A 19,471-nucleotide genomic window follows, 5' to 3' on the forward strand; every position below is an offset into this window, starting at 1 on the left:
TAACCTCGATAGTTTTAATTGATTTAAGATTGTAAACGGGTGCATATTTATGTCCCACACAACTATTCAAACATATCGAGAGATGGGCTAGTGTACCTTGATCCGAACGGTTGTAATACCAATAGTTGGTCGGTCGCACACGCCCGTGATAGCCCTATTTTCTTATAAAGATAGGACTATCTTCCCTCTTATCTTCTTTATATCATATTTTTAACTTACAATAGTTGTGAGCTTGACCATAAAATGATTCTTAAGAAAACAAATGCAATTTTTTGCAGGTTTCACGTATGATAAAAATTAACAGTTTTATTTTTAGCCAAATTAATTGAATCAAGCTACAAAACCTGCTAAAGTTAACTTTATGAAAGCACCCTTAGCTCAGTTGGATTAGAGCATTTGACTACGGATCAAAAGGTCGGGCGTTCAAGTCGCTCAGGGTGCACCACATTTTATAGGAAACAGAAGTCACACTTGAAATTAATATATGCAATACCTATCTTTAAAGGTTAAACACTAAACTATTATATATGAGCAAAAAAGACTACTATGATCTGCTGGAAGTAGGAAGAAATGCCAGTATTGATGAGATAAAAAAAGCGTATAAAAAATTAGCGTTAAAATATCATCCTGATAGAAATCCTGGCAATCAAGAAGCAGAGGAAAAATTTAAAGAAGTAACAGCTGCATATGAAGTTCTATCTGACTCTGAGAAAAGGGCAAGCTATGACCGTTATGGCCACGAAGGTGCTTCTGGTGGGTTTCAAGGCTTTAGCTCTGCAGGAGATTTTAGCGACATATTCAATGACTTCTTTGGTGGAGGATTCGGTGGTGGTGCAAGTAGATCAAGAGCAAAGAGGAGCACAACAGGAGTGTCTGGAGCAGACCTACGTTATGATCTTGAAATTACCTTAGAAGATGCATTTAAAGGAATACAAGCGCCTATACATTATGTGACAAATGTAAAATGTGACACATGCCAAGGCACAGGTAGCGAAGGAGCAATTAAACCAGTTCAGTGCCCCACATGCCAGGGAAGCGGTAGGATTAGAACTCAACAAGGCTTTTTTACCATCGAAAGAACATGTACTACATGCTATGGGGAAGGAGAAATAATACAAAATAAATGTAAGAAATGTGGTGGAAGTGGACGTAGAAGAGATGAAGTAAATATATCCGTTTCAATTCCAAAGGGCATAGAAGAAGGAGCTAAGGTAAGGATAAGTGGTAAAGGAGAAGCTGGAGCAAGAGGTGGAAAAAGTGGAGATTTATACGTATACGTGAAAATAGCTCCCCATAAAATCTTTACTCGAAATAAGGCAGATTTACACTGTAAAGTACCTATAAGAATGACACTAGCTGTGCTTGGTGGTGAAATTGATGTTCAGTCAATTGATGGAGCTAAAACAAAAGTAAAAGTTCCAGAGAGCACTCAAACTGGTACCAAGTTACGTTGTAAGGAGAAGGGTATGCCGCATATGAGTTCACATGTTCGCGGTGATTTGTATGTACAGGTAATAGTTGAAACCTTAAATCTAAAAAGTTTAACCAAAAAGCAAATTGAGCTATTAAAAGCGTTTGAAGAAGAGGAAAATGCAAATGTACAACAACGATCTGAAGGGTTTTTTAGTAAAGTAAAAAAAAAATAAGAAATCTGCTAAATGACATGAAGGAGTAACTGTTTACGGGTTTTCATTTAATCCTGCAATTCTTTGACCTTATTAATGGAAAACTTAACAATAGTGTTGATATCAACATTATTAGCCAACAGAAACTTCTTAGTTCCTTAAAATTATGTAAAAGCAATAAATTTCTTTATTTAAGGTCGAAGTTTTGCTATTCTCAGGTTTTAATAATTTAAATTTAATGAATATAAACAAAAATGAGTTTTTATTTCTTCCGCTTGGGGGAGTAGGAAGAATCGGGATGAATGTTAGCCTATATCATTATCAAGGTAAGTGGATTATGATCGACCTTGGTGTTGGTTTTGCAGATGAAACTATGCCAGGTGTTGAGCTGCTCATTGCTGATGTAGATTTTATTGCTCAAAGAAAAAAAGATTTGCTTGGAATAATAATTACACATGCACATGAGGACCACTGCGGTGCAGTGCCCCACTTGTGGGAAGAGTTGCAGTGCCCCATATATACAACAAAGTTTACGGTTAATTTTCTTAGGGAGAAACTAAAGGAGTTTCGATTAGAAGATACAGTACCTGCGAAAGAGGTGGATATAAATGGCAGCACAAATTTGGGTCCTTTTACCGTCGAGTTTATAAATATAACTCATTCAATTCCTGAGGCAAATTCAATATTAATTAGCACTGAAATGGGTAGTGCACTCCATACCGGAGACTGGAAATTTGATCCAAAACCTGTTGTTGGATTAACTTCTAATATAGAGCGTCTAAAAGAAATTGGCGATAAAGGTGACCTGCTTGCAGCAATTTGCGATTCAACCAATATATTAAGCAAGCATCACCCTGAGTCAGAAGGTGAAATTTATAATAACATTTATAACATAATAAAGCGGTCTAAAAAATTAGTTGCTGTTTCGCTATTTGCTTCAAATGTGGCACGAATTGAAACGATAAGCCAAGCTGCAAAAGCACTAAATAGAAAAGTAGTTTTACTTGGTAGATCTTTATGGAGAATAGTGAAGGTTGCGCAAGATAGTGGTTATTTAACTGATTCTCCTCAGTTTCTTGAAGCAAAGGAAGCAGTAAATTTTCCAAGGGAAAAACTGGTGCTACTTTGCACAGGTTGTCAAGGTGAGCCACTGGCAGCAACTTCAAGGCTTGCTAATAAGAGTCATCAAGCATTTAAAATGCAGCAAGGTGATACCATGATCTTTTCGTCAAAAATCATTCCTGGAAATGAAACTCGTGCGCACAACATGCTCAATGCCTTTATTGAGATGGGGGTAGAAGTTGTTACTGAAAAAACAGAGCATGTTCATGCTTCTGGGCATCCAACAAGAGAAGAGCTAAAGGAAATGTATTCTTTAATAAAACCGAAGATGTCTATTCCAGTTCACGGCGAATATATTCACACGCATGCACATGTAAAATTTGCTAAAGAGTGCGGTGTGGCAAAAGCAATAATGATTGCACCAGGTGATATTGTTAATTTGGAGAACGGAGAAAAAGTTGATTCAATCGATGTTGACTACTTTGGTATTGATGGTATGCTGCTACGTCATCCGGAGAGCAGTGTTATAAAAATGCGTAAAAGAATGAGAGATGCCGGAGTTATTGTGGTAATAGCAGTTGTAAACAAGAAAAATAAATTGCTTACTAAACCGAAAGTATTTGTACCTGGTGTTTTTGAAGTGCTAGAAGATGCAGCTATTATACAGAAAATTGTCAAGAAAGTTGAGTCGTTGTTTAGTTTGCAGCCAACAAAAAAAATTAAAAATAAGATTGAAAGTTCAATATTGAGTATCTTAAAGGAATATTTACTAAAAAGACCTATAATTGAAGTCCAGATAGAACAGGTATGAAATGAAAGAATGAAGTTATTCGTTCAATTAATATTGCTTGTTTCGTTATTTATTCCTTATTTTACAAAAGCTGCTTTATATGTTGATATAAAAAAAAGCAGTGTTGGTAACATTGGTCTTGTTGTATCTAAATGTACATGTAAAACAGCGCTGGAAAGCGAATTAAGCGAAAATATTGCAAAGGTAATAGGAACAAATTTATCTAATTGTGGCTTATTTAATGTAAAACGTGGCGCGGAAGCTGAATTTAAATCTTGGAAAAGCGATACTGTAGTCACAGTAAGTTTAAGCGAAGTATCTGGTAGTGCATTAGAGCTATCATTTCGTTTATTTGACACTTTTACAAAAAGAGAATTACTTACTCAGTCAGTTGTTTTTCCAGCAAAAGACTGGAGAAAAATTGGTCACCTCGTTTCGGATGTGATACATGATAGATTGATTGGTGAGAAAGGGCACTTCAACACAAAAATCACGTATATCGCTGAAGAAAAAGATAGCAACTACAAATCTGTGCGTAAAATTGCTGTGATGAATCAAGATGGAAGTAATATAAAATACTTAACAAATGGCGATAGATTTGTGTCAACACCGAGATTCTCACCAAATGGAAAGGGTATTGTTTATATCTCATACGCAAATGGTAAAAGTTATATAGTATTAAAAAATTTAAAAGACCACACTGAATCAATAATCAGCGCATTTGAAGGAGTTATTTCTGCACCGAGATTTTCTCCTGATGGTAAATCTCTTTTAATTTCCCACTCATTGGGTGGTGAAACGAATATATTATCTTTGGATTTAAGTAGTAAACGGACAAAAAAAATTACTAAAGGTTCAGCTATAAGCACTTCTCCCTCTTTTTCTCCAGATCAAAAGTATATGGTTTTTAGTTCCGATATGAGTGGGAGTCAGCAGCTGTATGTTATCGATTTTACTAACAAAAGTAAAAAACCTAAAAGAATTAGTTTTGGAAGTGGAAGATATGCTACGCCTGTTTGGTCGCCAAAAGGAGATCTGATAGCTTTCACAAAGATTCAGTCAGGAAAATTTTACATAGGAGTTATGAAGCCAGATGGCAAAGAAGAACGTCTACTTTCAGAAGGGCATAAAATTGAATCTCCGGCATGGCTACCAAATGGTAGAGAAATCATTTTCACAAGAACAGAATCACCAAGCAACTCTAAACTATATTTAGTAGACTTAGTAAAGAAAAATCAAAAAATGGTTTCCACTCCCACAAATGCTTCTTTACCGGATTGGTCTTATTCTTGAACTACTGAGCTGCATGCTCCACAGCATTGATTTATTGCCACATTAACAAGATATCCCGCTACACCACCTACTATAGTACCAGCGATTCCTGACAACACAACAGTTGCAATTACTCCAATAGCAGCAATTTCAGGTATAATTCCCATTGTAGCCATTGTGGCTCCTATAGCGCCAAACAATAATGCTGAGCTTATAATTATCCAGCTCCTCCCTGAAGATTGTTTTTGTGGAGAATTATGTATTAAGATGTATATGAACAAGTAGAGAGAGCAAGCAAAGTTTTGCATATTGATGAAACTAGCCATTATTCTAAAGGTAAACTTGGCTGGTGCTGGGTGTTTGCTAATAATGAAGCAAGCCTTATTAAATTAGCAGACACAAGAGGAGTTAAGTTTCTAGAGAGTAGTACATTTTCTAGTTATAAGAATTTGGTTGTTACCGATAGGTATGCGGTTTACAACTACTTTGGGAGTGTTAAATAAACTGTGTCAAACCGCATTTTTAGTTCAACTCAATTTTCAATTTGCCAGGAAAGAAAACATCAAGTTGAGAGATAGTTAATGCCCAATCATGTACAGGCATCGTCCACTTTTCCTCTGCCTTCTTTATAGCACAATATACCTGCTTATACAAGGCATTTATGCTGGTAAATGAGCCTTTGGTCTTAGTGAATTTCCTAATTTGCCTATGTAGCCCCTCTATGGGATTGGTGGTGTAGATTATCCTCCTAACTGGACCAGAATACTTAAAATAACCAGACAAGTTTTCCCAATTATTCTGCCAAGATTTTATAACCATAGGGTACTTTGTGTCCCATTTTTCATCTAATTCCAACAGATAATTCTCGGCAATTTCCTTGCTTGAAGCTTGATATACCTTCTTTAAATCGCTCAAAAAACTCTTCGCATCTTTACTGGCCACATACTTCAGTGAGTTGCGTATCTGATGCACTATACACATCTGCACTTCCGCATTAGGAAAGACACTGTTTATAGCTGCAGGAAAGCTTTTCAGCCCATCAACGCAGGCAATAAGGATATCTTCTACTCCTCTTTCTTTGAGGTCATTTAGCACTCCCAACCAGAAGTTAGCTCCTTCACTTTCAGCCAAATAAAAACCTAATACTTCTTTTTTGCCATTTTGATCTATGCCTAATATGTTATACATGCATTTACTTACGCAATGCCCGTCCTCTTTGACTTTAAAAAACCATGAAAACTATCGGATATACAGACTGCAGCGGGCGACTACGCCATTCGTTGATTACTGGTAGCAATTTGTCAGTAATACTTGATATCTCTGCCACCGATATTTTGTGATCATAAATTTCCTCAACATGTGACACTATATCTCTATAGCCCATACCACTGGCAAATGTGCTCAAAATCTTCGTTTCAAGCTCTGGATGTAAGTTTGTTTGCCTTTTTTTGACTATTTGTGGTTCGAAACTTCCTTCCCTATCTCTTGGCGTCAAAAGCTCAAATGACCCTGCGCTTGTACGTAAAGTCTTTGCATTCCTCCCATTTCTTCGATTATTCTCTTCGCTTTCAGCCGACAAGTGGTTTTCTATTTCACCTTCCAGGCTTACCTCCAGCAACTTTTTTATAAACGGTGTTAATGCTCCATCTCTTCCTGTCAACGGTCTTCCTTCTCGTATAGACAACAGGATATTTGTTTCTAATTCTTTATAATCTACCAAACCGGTAGTTCTGTTTACTACTTTCTGACTCATTGTCAAACCTCCATTTTTTTATATCAATTTATTACTTTTTTTTCGGTTTGACACAGTTTATTTAACACTCCCTAATTATTCTATGAAATCAACTCAGTCAAACGTTTCAAAGGTTTTCTATAAGCTTTTTAGGGATAAGAATCTTGATGACTTTTTATCTAGGAAAAACGAGGAGTTAAAAAAAGGTTTTCCTGAATTTAAAGAAAAGCACTTTTGCCATAACGTGCTTGATGAAACCATAAAATCTCTATCAAATAAAAATAGTGGAAAATTTGAAAGTAAAGAATTACTTAAATTATTAGAAAGTAATTTAAAACAATCCGCAAGGGAGATCATAGAAGCCAAGGTTAAAGAAGTTGTCAACAAACATTGTAACATTGGAGAAAATGTAGGTAAAGAACCACGAGATGGCACGTTAAAAGCCAAGTTGTCATCTTCTGTTGTAAAATGTGTAAAAAAATTAGAATTTAACAAACAAGAAGGGGTAAATAAGATTGTAGACTCTATCTTGCACAGCTTTAATAGCAAGAATAATAATAATAACGACTCAGGAGAATTACTTAAAGAAATTGTTACAGGAAAATTAACAGAGGCTAAAATGAAATGTTTTTCAAATAAGATTCAAGAGTTACAACTGACACCAAGTATAAGAGATAAATTTTTATCTCCAGATCAGAAAATGTGTAATCAAACTCAAGGAGGAGTAAACGAATACCAATTAACAGAAAAAGCTAAAAAAGAATACACACCTAATTCCTCGATGAGTCACACTAATATTGCAAGCATACATTCATTGAACAGTTGGAAAGCAGTTAGAGTAGGCTCTTAGCATAAAGCACCAGCTCCTCTTTTGTTAAAGTGTAGGAGCTGTCTTCCCAATGTTGTTTTAGCAATTCCAAGCTCCTACCTAAACTTTTTCCTGGCTGGTGACCTATACTTATTAAATCATCGCCAGATAAAGGAAATTTTGGAATATTGAATGTATTAGCAAACGAAATGTATTTATCAACATTTTCTCCAGACTCAACACCACAAATTTTTACTAAATCACAATATAATTCTCTACCAAATAAAGATATGTATTTTTTTTGCTCTTTTTCTGAAAGTTCTGTTTTGATATCGTTGGATAGTAAAAATAGCAGCTTTTTCTTTTGCTTGTTTGAAAGACGTAAAAATTTGCTTACATATTTTCCAAGACTTAGCCTGTCATTTTTGGTGGTCCTAAGGAGTAACGCTAATTTTACTAGTGCATCAGTGCCGAAAAGAAGTGACGAAGACAGAATTTCGCATTTTACTTCTTTTGGGATAATCTTTTGCAAAACATCAGATTCTTGCATGCTCTTAAGTGTTGGAAAAGGATCATTGCACTCCAGCAATTTAAGTATTTCATCTCTTATTCTCTCTCCAGAGAGGTTTTGGATCATATGCGAATGCTTTTTGCATACGCTTAGTATTTCATCACTCAAATCTCCGACACATATTTTTGCATGAAAACGAAATGCTCTTAAAATACGTAGATAGTCTTCTTCAATTCTATCTTCAGCGTTGCCTATAAAGTTTAACCTTCGCGCCTTTAAGTCCTCTATACCACCAAAGTAATCATATATATGGCCATGCTTATCTGCATATAGAGCGTTAAATGTAAAGTCACGCCTTGAAGCATCAGCTTGCCAATTATTAGTAAATTCTACTTTCGCATGCCTGCCATCACATTTCACATCATGCCTTAATGTTGTAATTTCAAAAGACCTCTGATTTAAGATCGCAGTTATAGTTCCATGTTTTAAGCCAGTTGGAATAGTTTTTATATTACGGAGTTTTAGCGCTTTCATCACCTGATCAGGAAGCAAATTGGTAGCGAGATCAATATCATGGACATCACGCTGCAAAATTGAGTCTCTCACACACCCGCCGACAAGCCTAGCCTCACCACCAAATTTCTCTATGGCATCGATGATTAAACTAGTTTCATGGTCAACTTGCATTTAGGTTAGTATGTACTGCAAGTTCATATTATATGAAATGCTTGCAAAAGCCCTATATAAAAATATATAGGGCTATGAAAATTTACTTTACAAGTATTGGTTGCTGATGATGAAATGCTTTTTCCACCCTTGTTTCTTCAATACCACACGATGGGTTCAAAGAGTCTTGCTCTTCAGAGCGCTCTATGTATTGCTTTATATCACTAACGCACTGCCCTACAACAACATCAATTTTTCTATCAGCATTTTCTGCCAATAACTCATCAAATCTCTTCTCAACCTTTGCTCTCTCAGAGATATCCTTTGAAACGTTACAATATTCCAAGATCTCATCTACCTGAAGTTTTTTTGCTAATAGAAAGTCTTCTTGCTCTTGCTGCTGTCTTATTAATTCTTGAGTTACAATTTCAGCTCTAGAGTAATGATTCCCTCCAAGATATATTGTTTCTCGCTCTTTACTACCCCATAACTCGTCATTTAATTTATAACTCTCACGATTAAATACCTGATTTAACTGATCATCATTATTTATCATTTGTGGATCTGGCTCAAACTTTTTTTGCTCCTCGCTATTATTATCTTTGTAGTAGACATTAATTTCAATGTTAGCTAAAGAAGCTAACATACTAATTTCTCCAATGAAAGGAAAATAACTTTTACTTTCTATTGCTTCTAGATAGGCTTGATAGAGTTCAGGTTTGTCAAGAAATGAGCGTGTAATAAATTCACTGTTATATTGGACATCGTACTCATTTTCACCAAGGGCCTCTGCATATTCTCTTAAATCACGCATAGCTTGATCATGCGATATATTAAATTTGCTAACAGCTTTACTTACTAACCTCTTCACATTACCTTCAGCATTTTTAATTTTCCTATTTGTTTGCTCAACCAACTCCTTTATTCTATCAGACTTACCAGTTAAATCCCCTGGCTTGTTTAAAAACATATTAAAAACATTTTCTAGATGATCTCTTAAAGGAGCTGGCATACTTGCATCATCCAATGACTCAAACTGACTTAAAAATTTGTGCCATTCCATTCTCATATCTTGCGCTCTTTCAGCTTTATATGGACCAGAGCTATTATCACCAAACACAGCATGAAAAAAACAATTGCCATCGCCCGCAGTATTATACTTAACTACTTGGCTATTAGTTGGTAATTTCCGTTCCCTAGATTGAAGCATAATTTTTACCTTAATTTAAGCTATATATTACTATACCAACAAAACTGTCAATAAGTAACTAATTAAGTATAGCAGAAATTCTTAAATTGTGCAATAATTATGGCTTTAAATAGCAAATATGAGCTTTAACTGTGGTATAGTTGGGTTACCAAACATAGGAAAATCAACCTTATTTAATGCACTTACAGAGTCAAGTGCAGCCGAAGCTGCAAATTATCCTTTTTGCACAATCGAGCCAAATATAGGCAAGATTTCGATAAAAGATCAGCGTTTGAAACAAATCGCAGCAATTGCCGGTTCAGAGAAGATAATTTATAATCAATTAGAAGTTGTGGATATTGCAGGTCTTGTAAAGGGCGCAAGCAAAGGTGAAGGACTCGGCAATAAATTTTTAAGCCATATCAGAGAAGTTGATGCCATCGTGCATCTGCTCAGGTGCTTTACGGATGACGATATCAGCCATGTACACAGTAAAATAGATCCAATATCAGATGCTGAAGTGGTGGAAATGGAATTAATCCTAGCTGATATTGACAGCATAGAAAAAAGGCTTCCTCAATTGGAAAAGAAAGCAAAACAAGGTGATAAAGAGCTAAAGAGACAACTTGAATTAATGCAAGAGGTATTAGCTACTTTAAAACTCGGTAAACCTGCAAGAAGTTTGGAAAACATGGACGAAGCCGAGATGAAGTCGCTTCAATTGCTCACAACAAAGTCCGTTATGTACGTTTGCAATGTTGAAGATACAAATGTTATAACTGGCAATGAATTATCTAGAAAGGTAGAGAGAATGGCGGAGGAAAATAAAAGCAAATTTTATTGCATTTCAGCAAAACTTGAAGCAGATATTGCAAATCTTGATAGTGAAGAGGAAAAACAGAGTTTTTTATCAGAATTTGGCTTACAAGAATCAGGCCTTGATGGGGTAGCGCGTATTATGTATGAAGTGCTGAGTATGATAACTTTCTTTACTGTGGGCCCCAAAGAAGCACGGGCATGGCCAGTAAAAATAGGATCAACAGCTGATAAGGCAGCAGGTGTAATCCACACTGATTTTGAGAAAGGCTTCATAAAAGCAGAAACTATAAGCTTTGCAGACTACATAAAGTATGGAAGTGAATCAGCTTGCAAAGACGCAGGAAAAATTCGCTTTGAAGGCAGAGATTATATCGTACAAGATGGTGATATAATGCACTTTAGGTTTAATGTGTAGTTTATTATGCAGCCACTTATTTAAAGTTAAGTTTTCTGGATCCCAGTGTCTGGGCACTGGGATGACAAGAAAGGGAGCACTGGAATTTTTGTTTCAATATTTGTACATTAGCCATGCATCTGAACAGATACCTCCCCTAAACGGATACACTGTAGAAGGAGAGTTTCTTCTCCCCAGTAAAGACTAGATTCCAGACTGGAATGACAGCAGTCCTACGTCATACCGCGATTCATTCGCGGTATCTCTTAGCATAGATCCCGCTAACAAGTAGCGGGATGACGGTTGTCAGGGTGTCATGCAAGTAGCTGACACTGGTTCCTTTATGACGGCAGTGCTCGACACTGGAATCCAGCTTTTAATACAACCCCTCACCAAAAATATTGTGTTTTAACATAAGGTTAGCTACTTTTATACTCACCAACTTAATCTCTAATCAAAATTCCTGGATCCAAGTAGTCAGGGCACTGGGATGACATCCTCCTTAGCGGAGATTGCTCTCAAATCACAATGTTCGTACAGTAAGCACTGACCACTTTGCTTCAATATTTGCGATGCCCCTGAACAGATACAAAAAATCTATTGTTTTTTTATAAATTAAATCCTAAGGCATTTTTTACTGTAGATTAATCATTTGATTATAGTATCATCTTAATTAAGCTTATGCTTGGAATATTTATGAAGAGTATTTTATACTTTGTATTATTAGTTGTTGTATTTGGATCACTGAGCCTATTTGCTGTAGAGCAATTTGAAGAAAAGAAAATTGAATCAGTTCATAAAAACGAAAATGTAGGTGTAAGGAAGCAAGATAGGACAAATCAAAAAGATGAGTTGAAAAGCAACGTCGATGCTAAACAAACACAAGAGGCTGAGAGCAAAAGAGTAACCGATAAAGAGAAGCTGCAACACAACGAGAATAAAGCTTCTGTGGTTGAAAAAACTATAAGTGAAGGTGAAAGGATTGATAAAGGTTTGCCAAATGACCAGCTAGAAGAAAGTACAGGCGAATTTGCTCGAAATTTACCAAATGTGGCCAATAAAGAAGTGAATAAAGATTTGAAACCAGAGCCTTTGCCTTTAAGTGCTGATTTAAATGAGAATACAACTGACCCGCAAAAAAATCTACAAGCTGATCAGAAGATTGATATAAAAGATAATGAACTTTCAAAAAGTGATGCGAGTCAATTATTAGAGGGAAAAAAAGAAAAAGTAGAGAATCAGTTTGAAGAAAAAAAAGTGAAAGAAACAAACAATAATTCTAAGGACCGCAATAGAGTAAAACCTATAACTAAAAAAGATGAAGAAGAGCAAAGTGAAAAGAAAAATTTACAAAAATGGACAAAGCTAAACAGAGAACCAATAAAAGAATGGGGTCATAAAGATATACAAAGCAAGTCAATATATAAACGACAATATGATAGCCTTAATGAGCATCTTCCTACAACTGTATTTATTGATGATTACAGTAAGCAATTTTTTTACTGTATTAAGAAAAATAACTTACCTTGCTTAAGAGGAATAATGAGTAAGCTAGAAAAAATTGGATTAACAACTCAAGAGATACTAAGGTTTAGAAATAAATTGGGTGATACTCCTCTCATTTATTCAGTTAAACAAGGTGAGGTAGACATAGTGCGCTTTCTCTTATTACAAGGCGCTGATCTTAGAGTAGTTAATAATAATTTTCAATCCCCAATTGATATAGCAATCGAAAAAAAGCAGATCAATATAATAAATGCGATTGCCGAAATGATGCCACACCTTTTGGAGGATAGAAAAATAGACAATAAAGAAAGCTCAGCAATTTACGATTGGGCTGTGAAAACGAAAGAAAACAATGAGTCGCAGTGCGATAAGCAAGATGATTAGATTTTTGATATTAATTTTAGTTGGTCATTTATGTTATGGAAACGAAACAAATGATGAAAAAAATCAGATTAGTGATTTTTTAAACGCTCTACATGATGCAAAATACGTATCTTACAGTAAAAAAGACTTTGCTGAATTTTTGGTGCAGTGCCACAAAGAGGGCGTGCCAGAAGATTTTAAGAAAGGTTTTGGCTCTAACTTAAATGGAGCTAATTTTAGCCAATTGTACCTAAGTGGATCTGTTTTTGATGGAGTAAGTCTGATTGGTGCTGATTTTTCTAACACCGATTTATCCTACGTGTCTTTCATTGATGTTGATTTACGTGGTGCTAATTTCTCCAATGCTAATTTACGTGGCATTAAAATAAAAGGTACAAATTTGAGTTTTACAAAATTTGTTTCTGCAAACTTAACAGATATCGTATTTGATCAGTCTCATGTTAGTTATGCTGATTTTATCAGTTCCGATCTCAAAAAAGTAAGTATGCACAACGTAATTGGTTTGCATACTAATTTCTCGAATGTGCAAATGAATCTCTCCAACTTATCAAACTCGAATGTTAGCTACGTAAATTTTAATGATAGTGAAATAAACGATACTGTTATGCAGAAAAATAACCTTGATAATGCAAGTTTCTTTGGAGTGGATGCATATAAATTAAAGATACAATTTTCTTCATTAAAAAATGCTAACATATATGGTGCAGAGTTAAAAGAATCAGACTTTACAGGTAGCAATCTTTCCGATGCCTGCCTTAATTCTTCTATCATAATTAATAGTAACTTCGACGAAGCTAATTTAAGCAACACACAAATTTCCTATGTGAATGACGATAATTCAAGTTTTGTTCAATCTATACTAAATGGTTCCAAGATAAAACATGTATATGTTTCTGGAGCAAGTCTTCAGGATGCTGATTTATCCAATATTGATTTTAGTTTTAGTGAACTGCATCAAGTTAATGTCTCTAATGCTGACATTCGTCACGGAAAGTTTCATAATACTAAAGTTGCGAATTCTAACATGAATGGCTCATTTTTTGACCATTCACTATTCACCTCTGCGAAGATAGAAGATTCAGACCTTTCTACAACTTCAATGTATAAGATAAAAATCCAAGACTCTCAAGTTTATAACAGTACACTTTTTCACCATAATATTGATTCCAGTGAAATAGAAAATTCAACATTCTTTAATTTATTAGCTGATAATTCGAGCTGGTCCAATTTAAAAGTAACTAATTCAAATTTTATTGAAAGCGATTTCAGATCTTCTTTGCTTCACACTAATGCCTTTAGGAAAACTAGCTTTTTTCTTAGCAATTTGAGCAATTCAACAATTAGTGATATGTCTTTTCACTCTTCAAGCATATATAAAAGTTCAGTTGCTGATGCTCATTTAACAGATTGCAAGTTTGATAATTCAATTTTGATTGACAATCAAGGGCAGAAAAAACTTGCAGGGTTAGAAAATGCTATAACTTCAATTGGAGATTTGCAAGAGAAAATATCACAGGGTGAAAAATTTAATGTAAATTATTCTTACTTTGAATTTAAGAATATGAATTTAGAAAATGCTGATTTTTCTAATTCAACATTGAGTAGAGCAAAGTTTGTAAACGTTAATTTGAATAAGGCAAATCTTGAAAAAACCGATTTGCGCTATACTGTCTTTGATAACTCTTCTCTCATTGGCACCAACTTATCAAATTCTAATTTAGAAGGTTCTAGCTTTTTAAACTCTGATCCAAAAAGCGCCATGTTAAAAAATGCAAAGAAAAATGACCATAAAAAGTGAGGGCATATTATTGGTTCTATCCTCTCCTTCTGGAGCTGGAAAAACTACTATATCAGAAAAATTACTTGAGCGATCAACTAATTTAGTTAGGTCTGTTTCTACGACTACGCGCAAGCCTCGCTCTGGCGAAATAAATGGAAAAGACTATTTTTTCGTTACCGAAGAAAAATTTCACGAGTTATGCGAAGCTGGTCAGATGCTTGAATACGCCAAAGTTTTTGAGAATTTTTATGGTATACCAAGAGATTTTATAGAGCAAAACTTAAGCAGTGGAATAAGCGTTTTACTAAGCATAGACTGGCAAGGGGCATTTCACTTATTCAAGCTCATGAGAAAAAAAGTTGTAAGTGTTTTTATACTTCCCCCTTCAATGGAAGAGCTGAGGTTACGCCTGCAAAAGCGTAATAGCAACAGTGCGGATGAAATAGAGCGCAGATTAGCCGAAGCTCAAAAAGAGATAAGCAAACGTGATAAATATGATTATGTAATAATCAATGATGATATTGATAAAAGTGTAGAAGAGATAAGCTCCATACTAAATAAAGAAAGACTTAAAAAACTAAAAGAAAAACCAAGTCTGGAAGATTTATAAAAGCATCGATCTGCAGCTATAGTTTCTTATCCTATAGCTATACCGCCGCGAACCGTCATACCGCCGCGGTATCTCAGCATAGATTCCGCTAACACGTAGCGGACCGTCATACCGCCGCGGCGCTAACGAGTAGCGGAATGACGGTTTTTCAAATTGTCGTAAGTCAGTTTAGCTATATTTTAGCCAGTAGCACGTTTTGCAGTTACTCACTTTAGCTATATTTATTATTTTTTAAGATTAAATGGTTAAAATAGTAGACAACTGTTCAAGTGAGGATTTGACTATGATAACAGATTTTCTAATAGAAACTAGTTTTCTGCCTTTCCACCTATATTTTGATCACATATACAACGTTTAGCTCAATTTAAAAGTCAAACTTCTTGGTTGTTAGTTTAGTGCTGACAACTTAAATAGCTTTTAATATTGGGGTTTTAGTATGGGTATAGATCTAAGCGCACTAGCTACTAATGCAGATAAGTTAGACGAATGCATAGATAAAAATAAAAAGCGAGAGCAGGATAGAAAAGACGAGCAATTGTATGGCACTATAGAGAGAAAGGTAAAAAAAGAAAAACACAAGCGTGAAAAACCAAGAGGTCAAGATGGAACCCTCAAGAAGTGCAAAAGGTTATTTGAGGAAGGTGCTAGCTCTGAAGTATTAACTAAATTAGAAGAATCACTTAGAGAACAAGAAAAATATTATAGGTATTATGTCCAATGCTTCCTTCCAGTGCTAGATGAAGTAATAGAACGATCGAAAAAAACACCAAATGAAACAAAAGAGCGAGTAAAGCAAGCAATTTCAGAAATTACTTATAATAGCAAATATTGTTTTACCCACAACCAAAATGATCGTAGGGACAGTGAAACAGAGAGTGGCTACGGTAGCGATGTTGAAGATGATCATGAAGTAGAAATAAGCAACGGAATAACGAATAATAATGTTCAATTACTAAAAGCGATCAAAAATGGAAATAACAGGAAATTTAGAAAATATCTAAAAGATTGTACGGATATTAGCAGCATAAAAGATGAAAAAGGAAATAATATTTTACACCTTATTGCATCGCTCGAAAAGAAACAGAAATGCAAGTTTCTGGGTATCCTAATAAAAACGGTCACCAAGGAAGATTTAGCACAACTCATTAATAGTGAAAATCAGGACGCTCTTCAGGTGGCACTAATTAACAAGATAACAAAAGAAAAACATGAGTCTCATACGATCCAAAATAATGATAACACACTTAAGTTTCTTACAAAATTGTTAGAGCATGAAGCCAGCTCTGATAATTTAGGATTATCTACAAAAGAATTACAAGGCTTAAAAGAAGAGCAAAAGACATACTATCGTAATTTCTTAGAAAAATTAGCAGAGCAAGGAAAGAAATCTAAATTAAAGCCAGAAATAAAAATCAATACAGAAGCAAAAATTAAAGAAATTATACCACGTACCATAAATACTCCAGATAGTAATGATAATTATCAATTACATTTAGCAATTAAAAATAATGATAAAGAACTTTTTAAAGAACTATTGCAAAAAGGGGCAGATATTAGCCTTAAAGACACAGATGATAATAATGCTTTACACTTGATTGTTAAACCTGAAACAAAACAAAAACTTAAACTTCTCCATATATTGCTAGAAGCAAGCCAAAAAGAACAATTTATAAAAGCTGTAAATGATAAAAAAGAAGGGCAAACACCGCTCCATCTGGTACTCCAGCGCATACAAGAGAAGAGTGAGAACCGATCACTTAAGAAATTTGAAAAAACAAATAGATATAAAGCCTTAGAGTTATTTTTACAAAACGGTGCAGATATTACCGTGCAAGATAAAGATGAAAAAAATGCTCTGCACTATATTGCTTCATTCAAAGGAGAACAAAAAGTTACATGTTTAGAGTTGATTTTAAATTCGGTGGAAAAAGAGAAATTTAGTAAAGCTGCAAACGCCACTAACGAAAAAGAACGCACACCACTACAAGTAGCGCTAATTACTAAGACGACAAAAGATAAACATAATTTGGTCAATCCTAAGAGCCGTGATAACACGATCAAGTTTTGTGTAAAATTAGTGCAAAATGGTGTTGACCCAAAGCAGTTAATACTACCCGAAAGATTATGGAGCAAAGAGTATTATAAAATTATAAAAGGAATAGAGAAATCAATGGGTAGAGCGCTTATTCCAGATGATATGAGAACTGAACTGAAGTGCAATTTTGGCAAGAAGTTAAAAGCACGCGATATTGTGAAGTATGTCAATAATGTTGTTTGTAAAGTAGTGACAACGCTTGTATTTACTGCTTTAGCCTGTGCGGTAATATTCAGCGCTTCTCAAGGAAGTATTACAATTGCAACTGCCTCATCTATTATAGCAGTTATTGGAGTTTGTTATCTTATTTACTTGAATTTAGAAAATATTTATGAAGGATTTGGAAAAATTAAAGGAAAGTTTACTGAAGAAAAGCAACTTACACTTCAAGATAACGCACCAAAAAATGATACACAATGCAATAACTCTGTTAAGGATATAGAAAATAAGTCCAACGATTTAGAAGAGCAAGAGGTACAAAAATCATCAAGTCAATCAGAATATACAGAAAACCCAGCTACTAAAATGAGCGATGTATCAATACTACGTCAATTCATGAATAAGCTAGTAGGGAACGTTCTATAGCTAGCTACAATTTGATATGCCGTCATTCCGCTACTCGTTAGCGCCGCGGTATAGCACATTTTGCACCTGTTCACTTTAGCTATATACCAATATTTATCCTTTCTTAAAACTAAACATTTAAAATAGTAGATAATCGTTGAAGTGAGGTTTAACTATGATACTAGCAGAAACGCTCTTCTGCCTGTATTTCAATTACATATACAACATTTTAAAATTTAAATCTAGCTTTTTAGTTGTTAGTTCTCAATCTCAAATTGTTGACACTTACAACTACAAAGATACACAAATAGTTAGTTTTTAGTGAGGCTTTGGTATGACAAAAGAAAATTCTACATCTAGTGAGTTAGTACACAACAATGAATTATTGAGCATTATAACGAAAAAAGTAACAAAAGGAAAGCACAAACACCTACACCCAGAAGTTGGGAAAGACAAGACTCTCAACAAATGCAAGGGATTGTTCAAGGAAGGGGCTAGTCCTAAGATATTAACCGAAGTGTTAACCAAATTAGGAGAATCACCTGAAGAACAAGAAAAATATTATAAGTATTATACTCAACACTTCCTTCCAGCATTGAAAAAAGAAATCAAACAGTCAAAAAAACTAGACCCAACAAAAAAAGAGGAAATAGAACAAGTAATTTCAGAAGCTATTAACAAGAGCAGCAAAAAAGATCATCCTGATAACGTTGATCAAAATGAAATTGGTCGTAGAGGGAGTATGGAGAGTGAAACCGAAAGCGGCAACAGTAGCGATGCTGAAGATGATCATAACGCTAGTAAGAAGCATTCAATCAGTAGTGCTAACACAATAAGTGAAGGGCAAGGAGTAGAGAAAGACAACGGGATGACGATTGACAATGGAGACAGTGGAATCGAAAGCGGCAACAGTAGCGAAGCTGAAGATGATCCTGCTGATGAGAAAGACCACATTTCGGGTATACCAATTTCCTACACAGCAAATGAAAACCAAGAAGTGGAGAAAACCAACGGGATAACGAACAGCAATGTTCAATATACTGATGAGGAACAGCCAATATTCAAAGCAATTAAAAATGGAAATCGCAAGAAATTTGAAGAATATCTGAAAGGTTGTAAGGATATTAGCAGTGCAAAAGATGAAAAGGAAAATAATATTTTACACCTAATAGTTACACAATTAGAGAAAAAACAAAAGTTTGATTTTTTAAATACAGTACTAGATGTGAGTAAGAAGGAAGGAAAAGAGGAAGGAAAAGAGGAAGGAAAAGAGGAAGGAAAAGAGCAACTTAAAGCACAACTTGAAAAAGCTGTAAACGATAAAAATGGCAACGGTCAAACACCACTGCAAGCATTGTTACTTAGTAAAGTAACAAAAGAAAAACATAGTTTTGAGACTACACCTAGAAAAACTTTAACACCTTTTAAAAAACTTATACCACACTACGACAATACAATAGTATCTGCTATACAATTGCTCAAATTAGGAGCAAATATTGATGATTTGCAGTTGTCTAAAGAAGAATGGCTTTGTTGCATCGCTACTTATGAAAGGCTAACTATAGCTAGGATTATAAGCAACCTATTGAAAATCTTGTTTTTTTGCAATCAATCTGATCAAATTTAAGAATAGTAATTTATTATTTATATTAATAAACTTAATT

13 protein-coding genes, 1 tRNA gene and 2 pseudogenes are annotated in these 19,471 nt (G+C 34.8%); 12 read left to right on the plus strand and 4 right to left on the minus strand.

The window, feature by feature from the left end:
* Nucleotides 1-367: 367 nt before the first annotated feature.
* From ABWU38_RS06150 to ABWU38_RS06165, 4 genes are all read left to right on the plus strand, one after another.
* Nucleotides 368-445, plus strand: a tRNA-Arg gene (locus ABWU38_RS06150).
* A gap of 82 nt (nt 446-527) precedes the next feature.
* Nucleotides 528-1,646, plus strand: a complete 1,119-nt coding sequence (dnaJ, locus tag ABWU38_RS06155) for a molecular chaperone DnaJ (protein WP_264732332.1) — start codon at nt 528-530, stop codon at nt 1,644-1,646.
* Between the two features lie 217 nt (nt 1,647-1,863).
* Entirely contained in the window at nt 1,864-3,498 is a 1,635-nt protein-coding gene (locus tag ABWU38_RS06160) for a ribonuclease J (protein ID WP_353272671.1), read from the plus strand.
* Between the two features lie 9 nt (nt 3,499-3,507).
* A complete protein-coding gene (locus ABWU38_RS06165; protein ID WP_253309121.1) occupies nt 3,508-4,770 on the plus strand; it encodes a Tol-Pal system protein TolB in 1,263 nt (420 codons plus the stop codon).
* On the opposite strand, the gene ABWU38_RS06170 is transcribed toward ABWU38_RS06165, so the two are convergent.
* Entirely contained in the window at nt 4,761-4,925 is a 165-nt protein-coding gene (locus ABWU38_RS06170; RefSeq protein ID WP_253309122.1) for a hypothetical protein, read from the minus strand. The genes ABWU38_RS06165 and ABWU38_RS06170 overlap by 10 nt on opposite strands.
* A gap of 93 nt (nt 4,926-5,018) precedes the next feature.
* On the opposite strand from ABWU38_RS06170, the pseudogene ABWU38_RS06175 reads away from it, so the two are divergent.
* Nucleotides 5,019-5,237, plus strand: a pseudogene (locus ABWU38_RS06175) (IS66 family transposase); the annotation flags it as partial.
* Nucleotides 5,238-5,271: 34 nt separating this feature from the next.
* On the opposite strand, the pseudogene ABWU38_RS06180 reads toward ABWU38_RS06175, so the two are convergent.
* Nucleotides 5,272-6,502 (minus strand): annotated as a pseudogene (locus tag ABWU38_RS06180) (IS256 family transposase).
* An 82-nt stretch (nt 6,503-6,584) separates the two neighbouring features.
* Here ABWU38_RS06180 and ABWU38_RS06185 point away from each other — a divergent pair.
* Nucleotides 6,585-7,331, plus strand: coding sequence for a hypothetical protein (locus ABWU38_RS06185; RefSeq protein ID WP_309166719.1), 747 nt, complete (start codon nt 6,585-6,587; stop codon nt 7,329-7,331).
* Here the strand turns inward: ABWU38_RS06185 and ABWU38_RS06190 are convergent.
* The gene (locus tag ABWU38_RS06190) at nt 7,315-8,487 is read right to left on the minus strand and encodes a CCA tRNA nucleotidyltransferase (protein WP_353272672.1); all 1,173 of its coding nucleotides are present in this window, start codon (nt 8,485-8,487) and stop codon (nt 7,315-7,317) included. The genes ABWU38_RS06185 and ABWU38_RS06190 overlap by 17 nt on opposite strands.
* Nucleotides 8,488-8,569: 82 nt before the next feature.
* Nucleotides 8,570-9,676: a hypothetical protein gene (locus tag ABWU38_RS06195; RefSeq protein ID WP_265016414.1), complete on the minus strand. Its 1,107-nt coding sequence runs from the start codon at nt 9,674-9,676 to the stop codon at nt 8,570-8,572.
* 118 nt (nt 9,677-9,794) lie between these two features.
* On the opposite strand from ABWU38_RS06195, the gene ychF reads away from it, so the two are divergent.
* The 6 genes from ychF to ABWU38_RS06230 all read left to right on the plus strand — a co-directional run bounded on the left by ychF (nt 9,795) and on the right by ABWU38_RS06230 (nt 19,434).
* Nucleotides 9,795-10,889, plus strand: coding sequence for a redox-regulated ATPase YchF (ychF, locus tag ABWU38_RS06200; RefSeq protein ID WP_353272673.1), 1,095 nt, complete (start codon nt 9,795-9,797; stop codon nt 10,887-10,889).
* A 675-nt stretch (nt 10,890-11,564) separates the two neighbouring features.
* Entirely contained in the window at nt 11,565-12,758 is a 1,194-nt protein-coding gene (locus ABWU38_RS06210) for an ankyrin repeat domain-containing protein (RefSeq protein ID WP_265016412.1), read from the plus strand.
* A complete protein-coding gene (locus ABWU38_RS06215) occupies nt 12,751-14,556 on the plus strand; it encodes a pentapeptide repeat-containing protein (protein WP_353272836.1) in 1,806 nt (601 codons plus the stop codon). Before ABWU38_RS06210 ends, ABWU38_RS06215 begins: the two co-directional genes overlap by 8 nt.
* On the plus strand, nt 14,540-15,148 hold the full coding sequence (gene gmk / locus ABWU38_RS06220; protein ID WP_253308926.1) for a guanylate kinase: 609 nt from the start codon (nt 14,540-14,542) through the stop codon (nt 15,146-15,148). Before ABWU38_RS06215 ends, gmk begins: the two co-directional genes overlap by 17 nt.
* Nucleotides 15,149-15,584: 436 nt before the next feature.
* Nucleotides 15,585-17,828 carry an ankyrin repeat domain-containing protein gene (locus ABWU38_RS06225; protein ID WP_353272674.1) on the plus strand — a complete coding sequence of 748 codons (2,244 nt, stop codon included), beginning with the start codon at nt 15,585-15,587 and terminating at the stop codon, nt 17,826-17,828.
* A 313-nt stretch (nt 17,829-18,141) separates the two neighbouring features.
* Nucleotides 18,142-19,434: a hypothetical protein gene (locus tag ABWU38_RS06230; protein WP_353272675.1), complete on the plus strand. Its 1,293-nt coding sequence runs from the start codon at nt 18,142-18,144 to the stop codon at nt 19,432-19,434.
* Nucleotides 19,435-19,471: the final 37 nt, after the last annotated feature.

Origin of the sequence: Wolbachia endosymbiont (group A) of Urophora cardui, from assembly GCF_964028435.1 — a bacterium.
Taxonomy (GTDB): Bacteria; Pseudomonadota; Alphaproteobacteria; order Rickettsiales; family Anaplasmataceae; genus Wolbachia.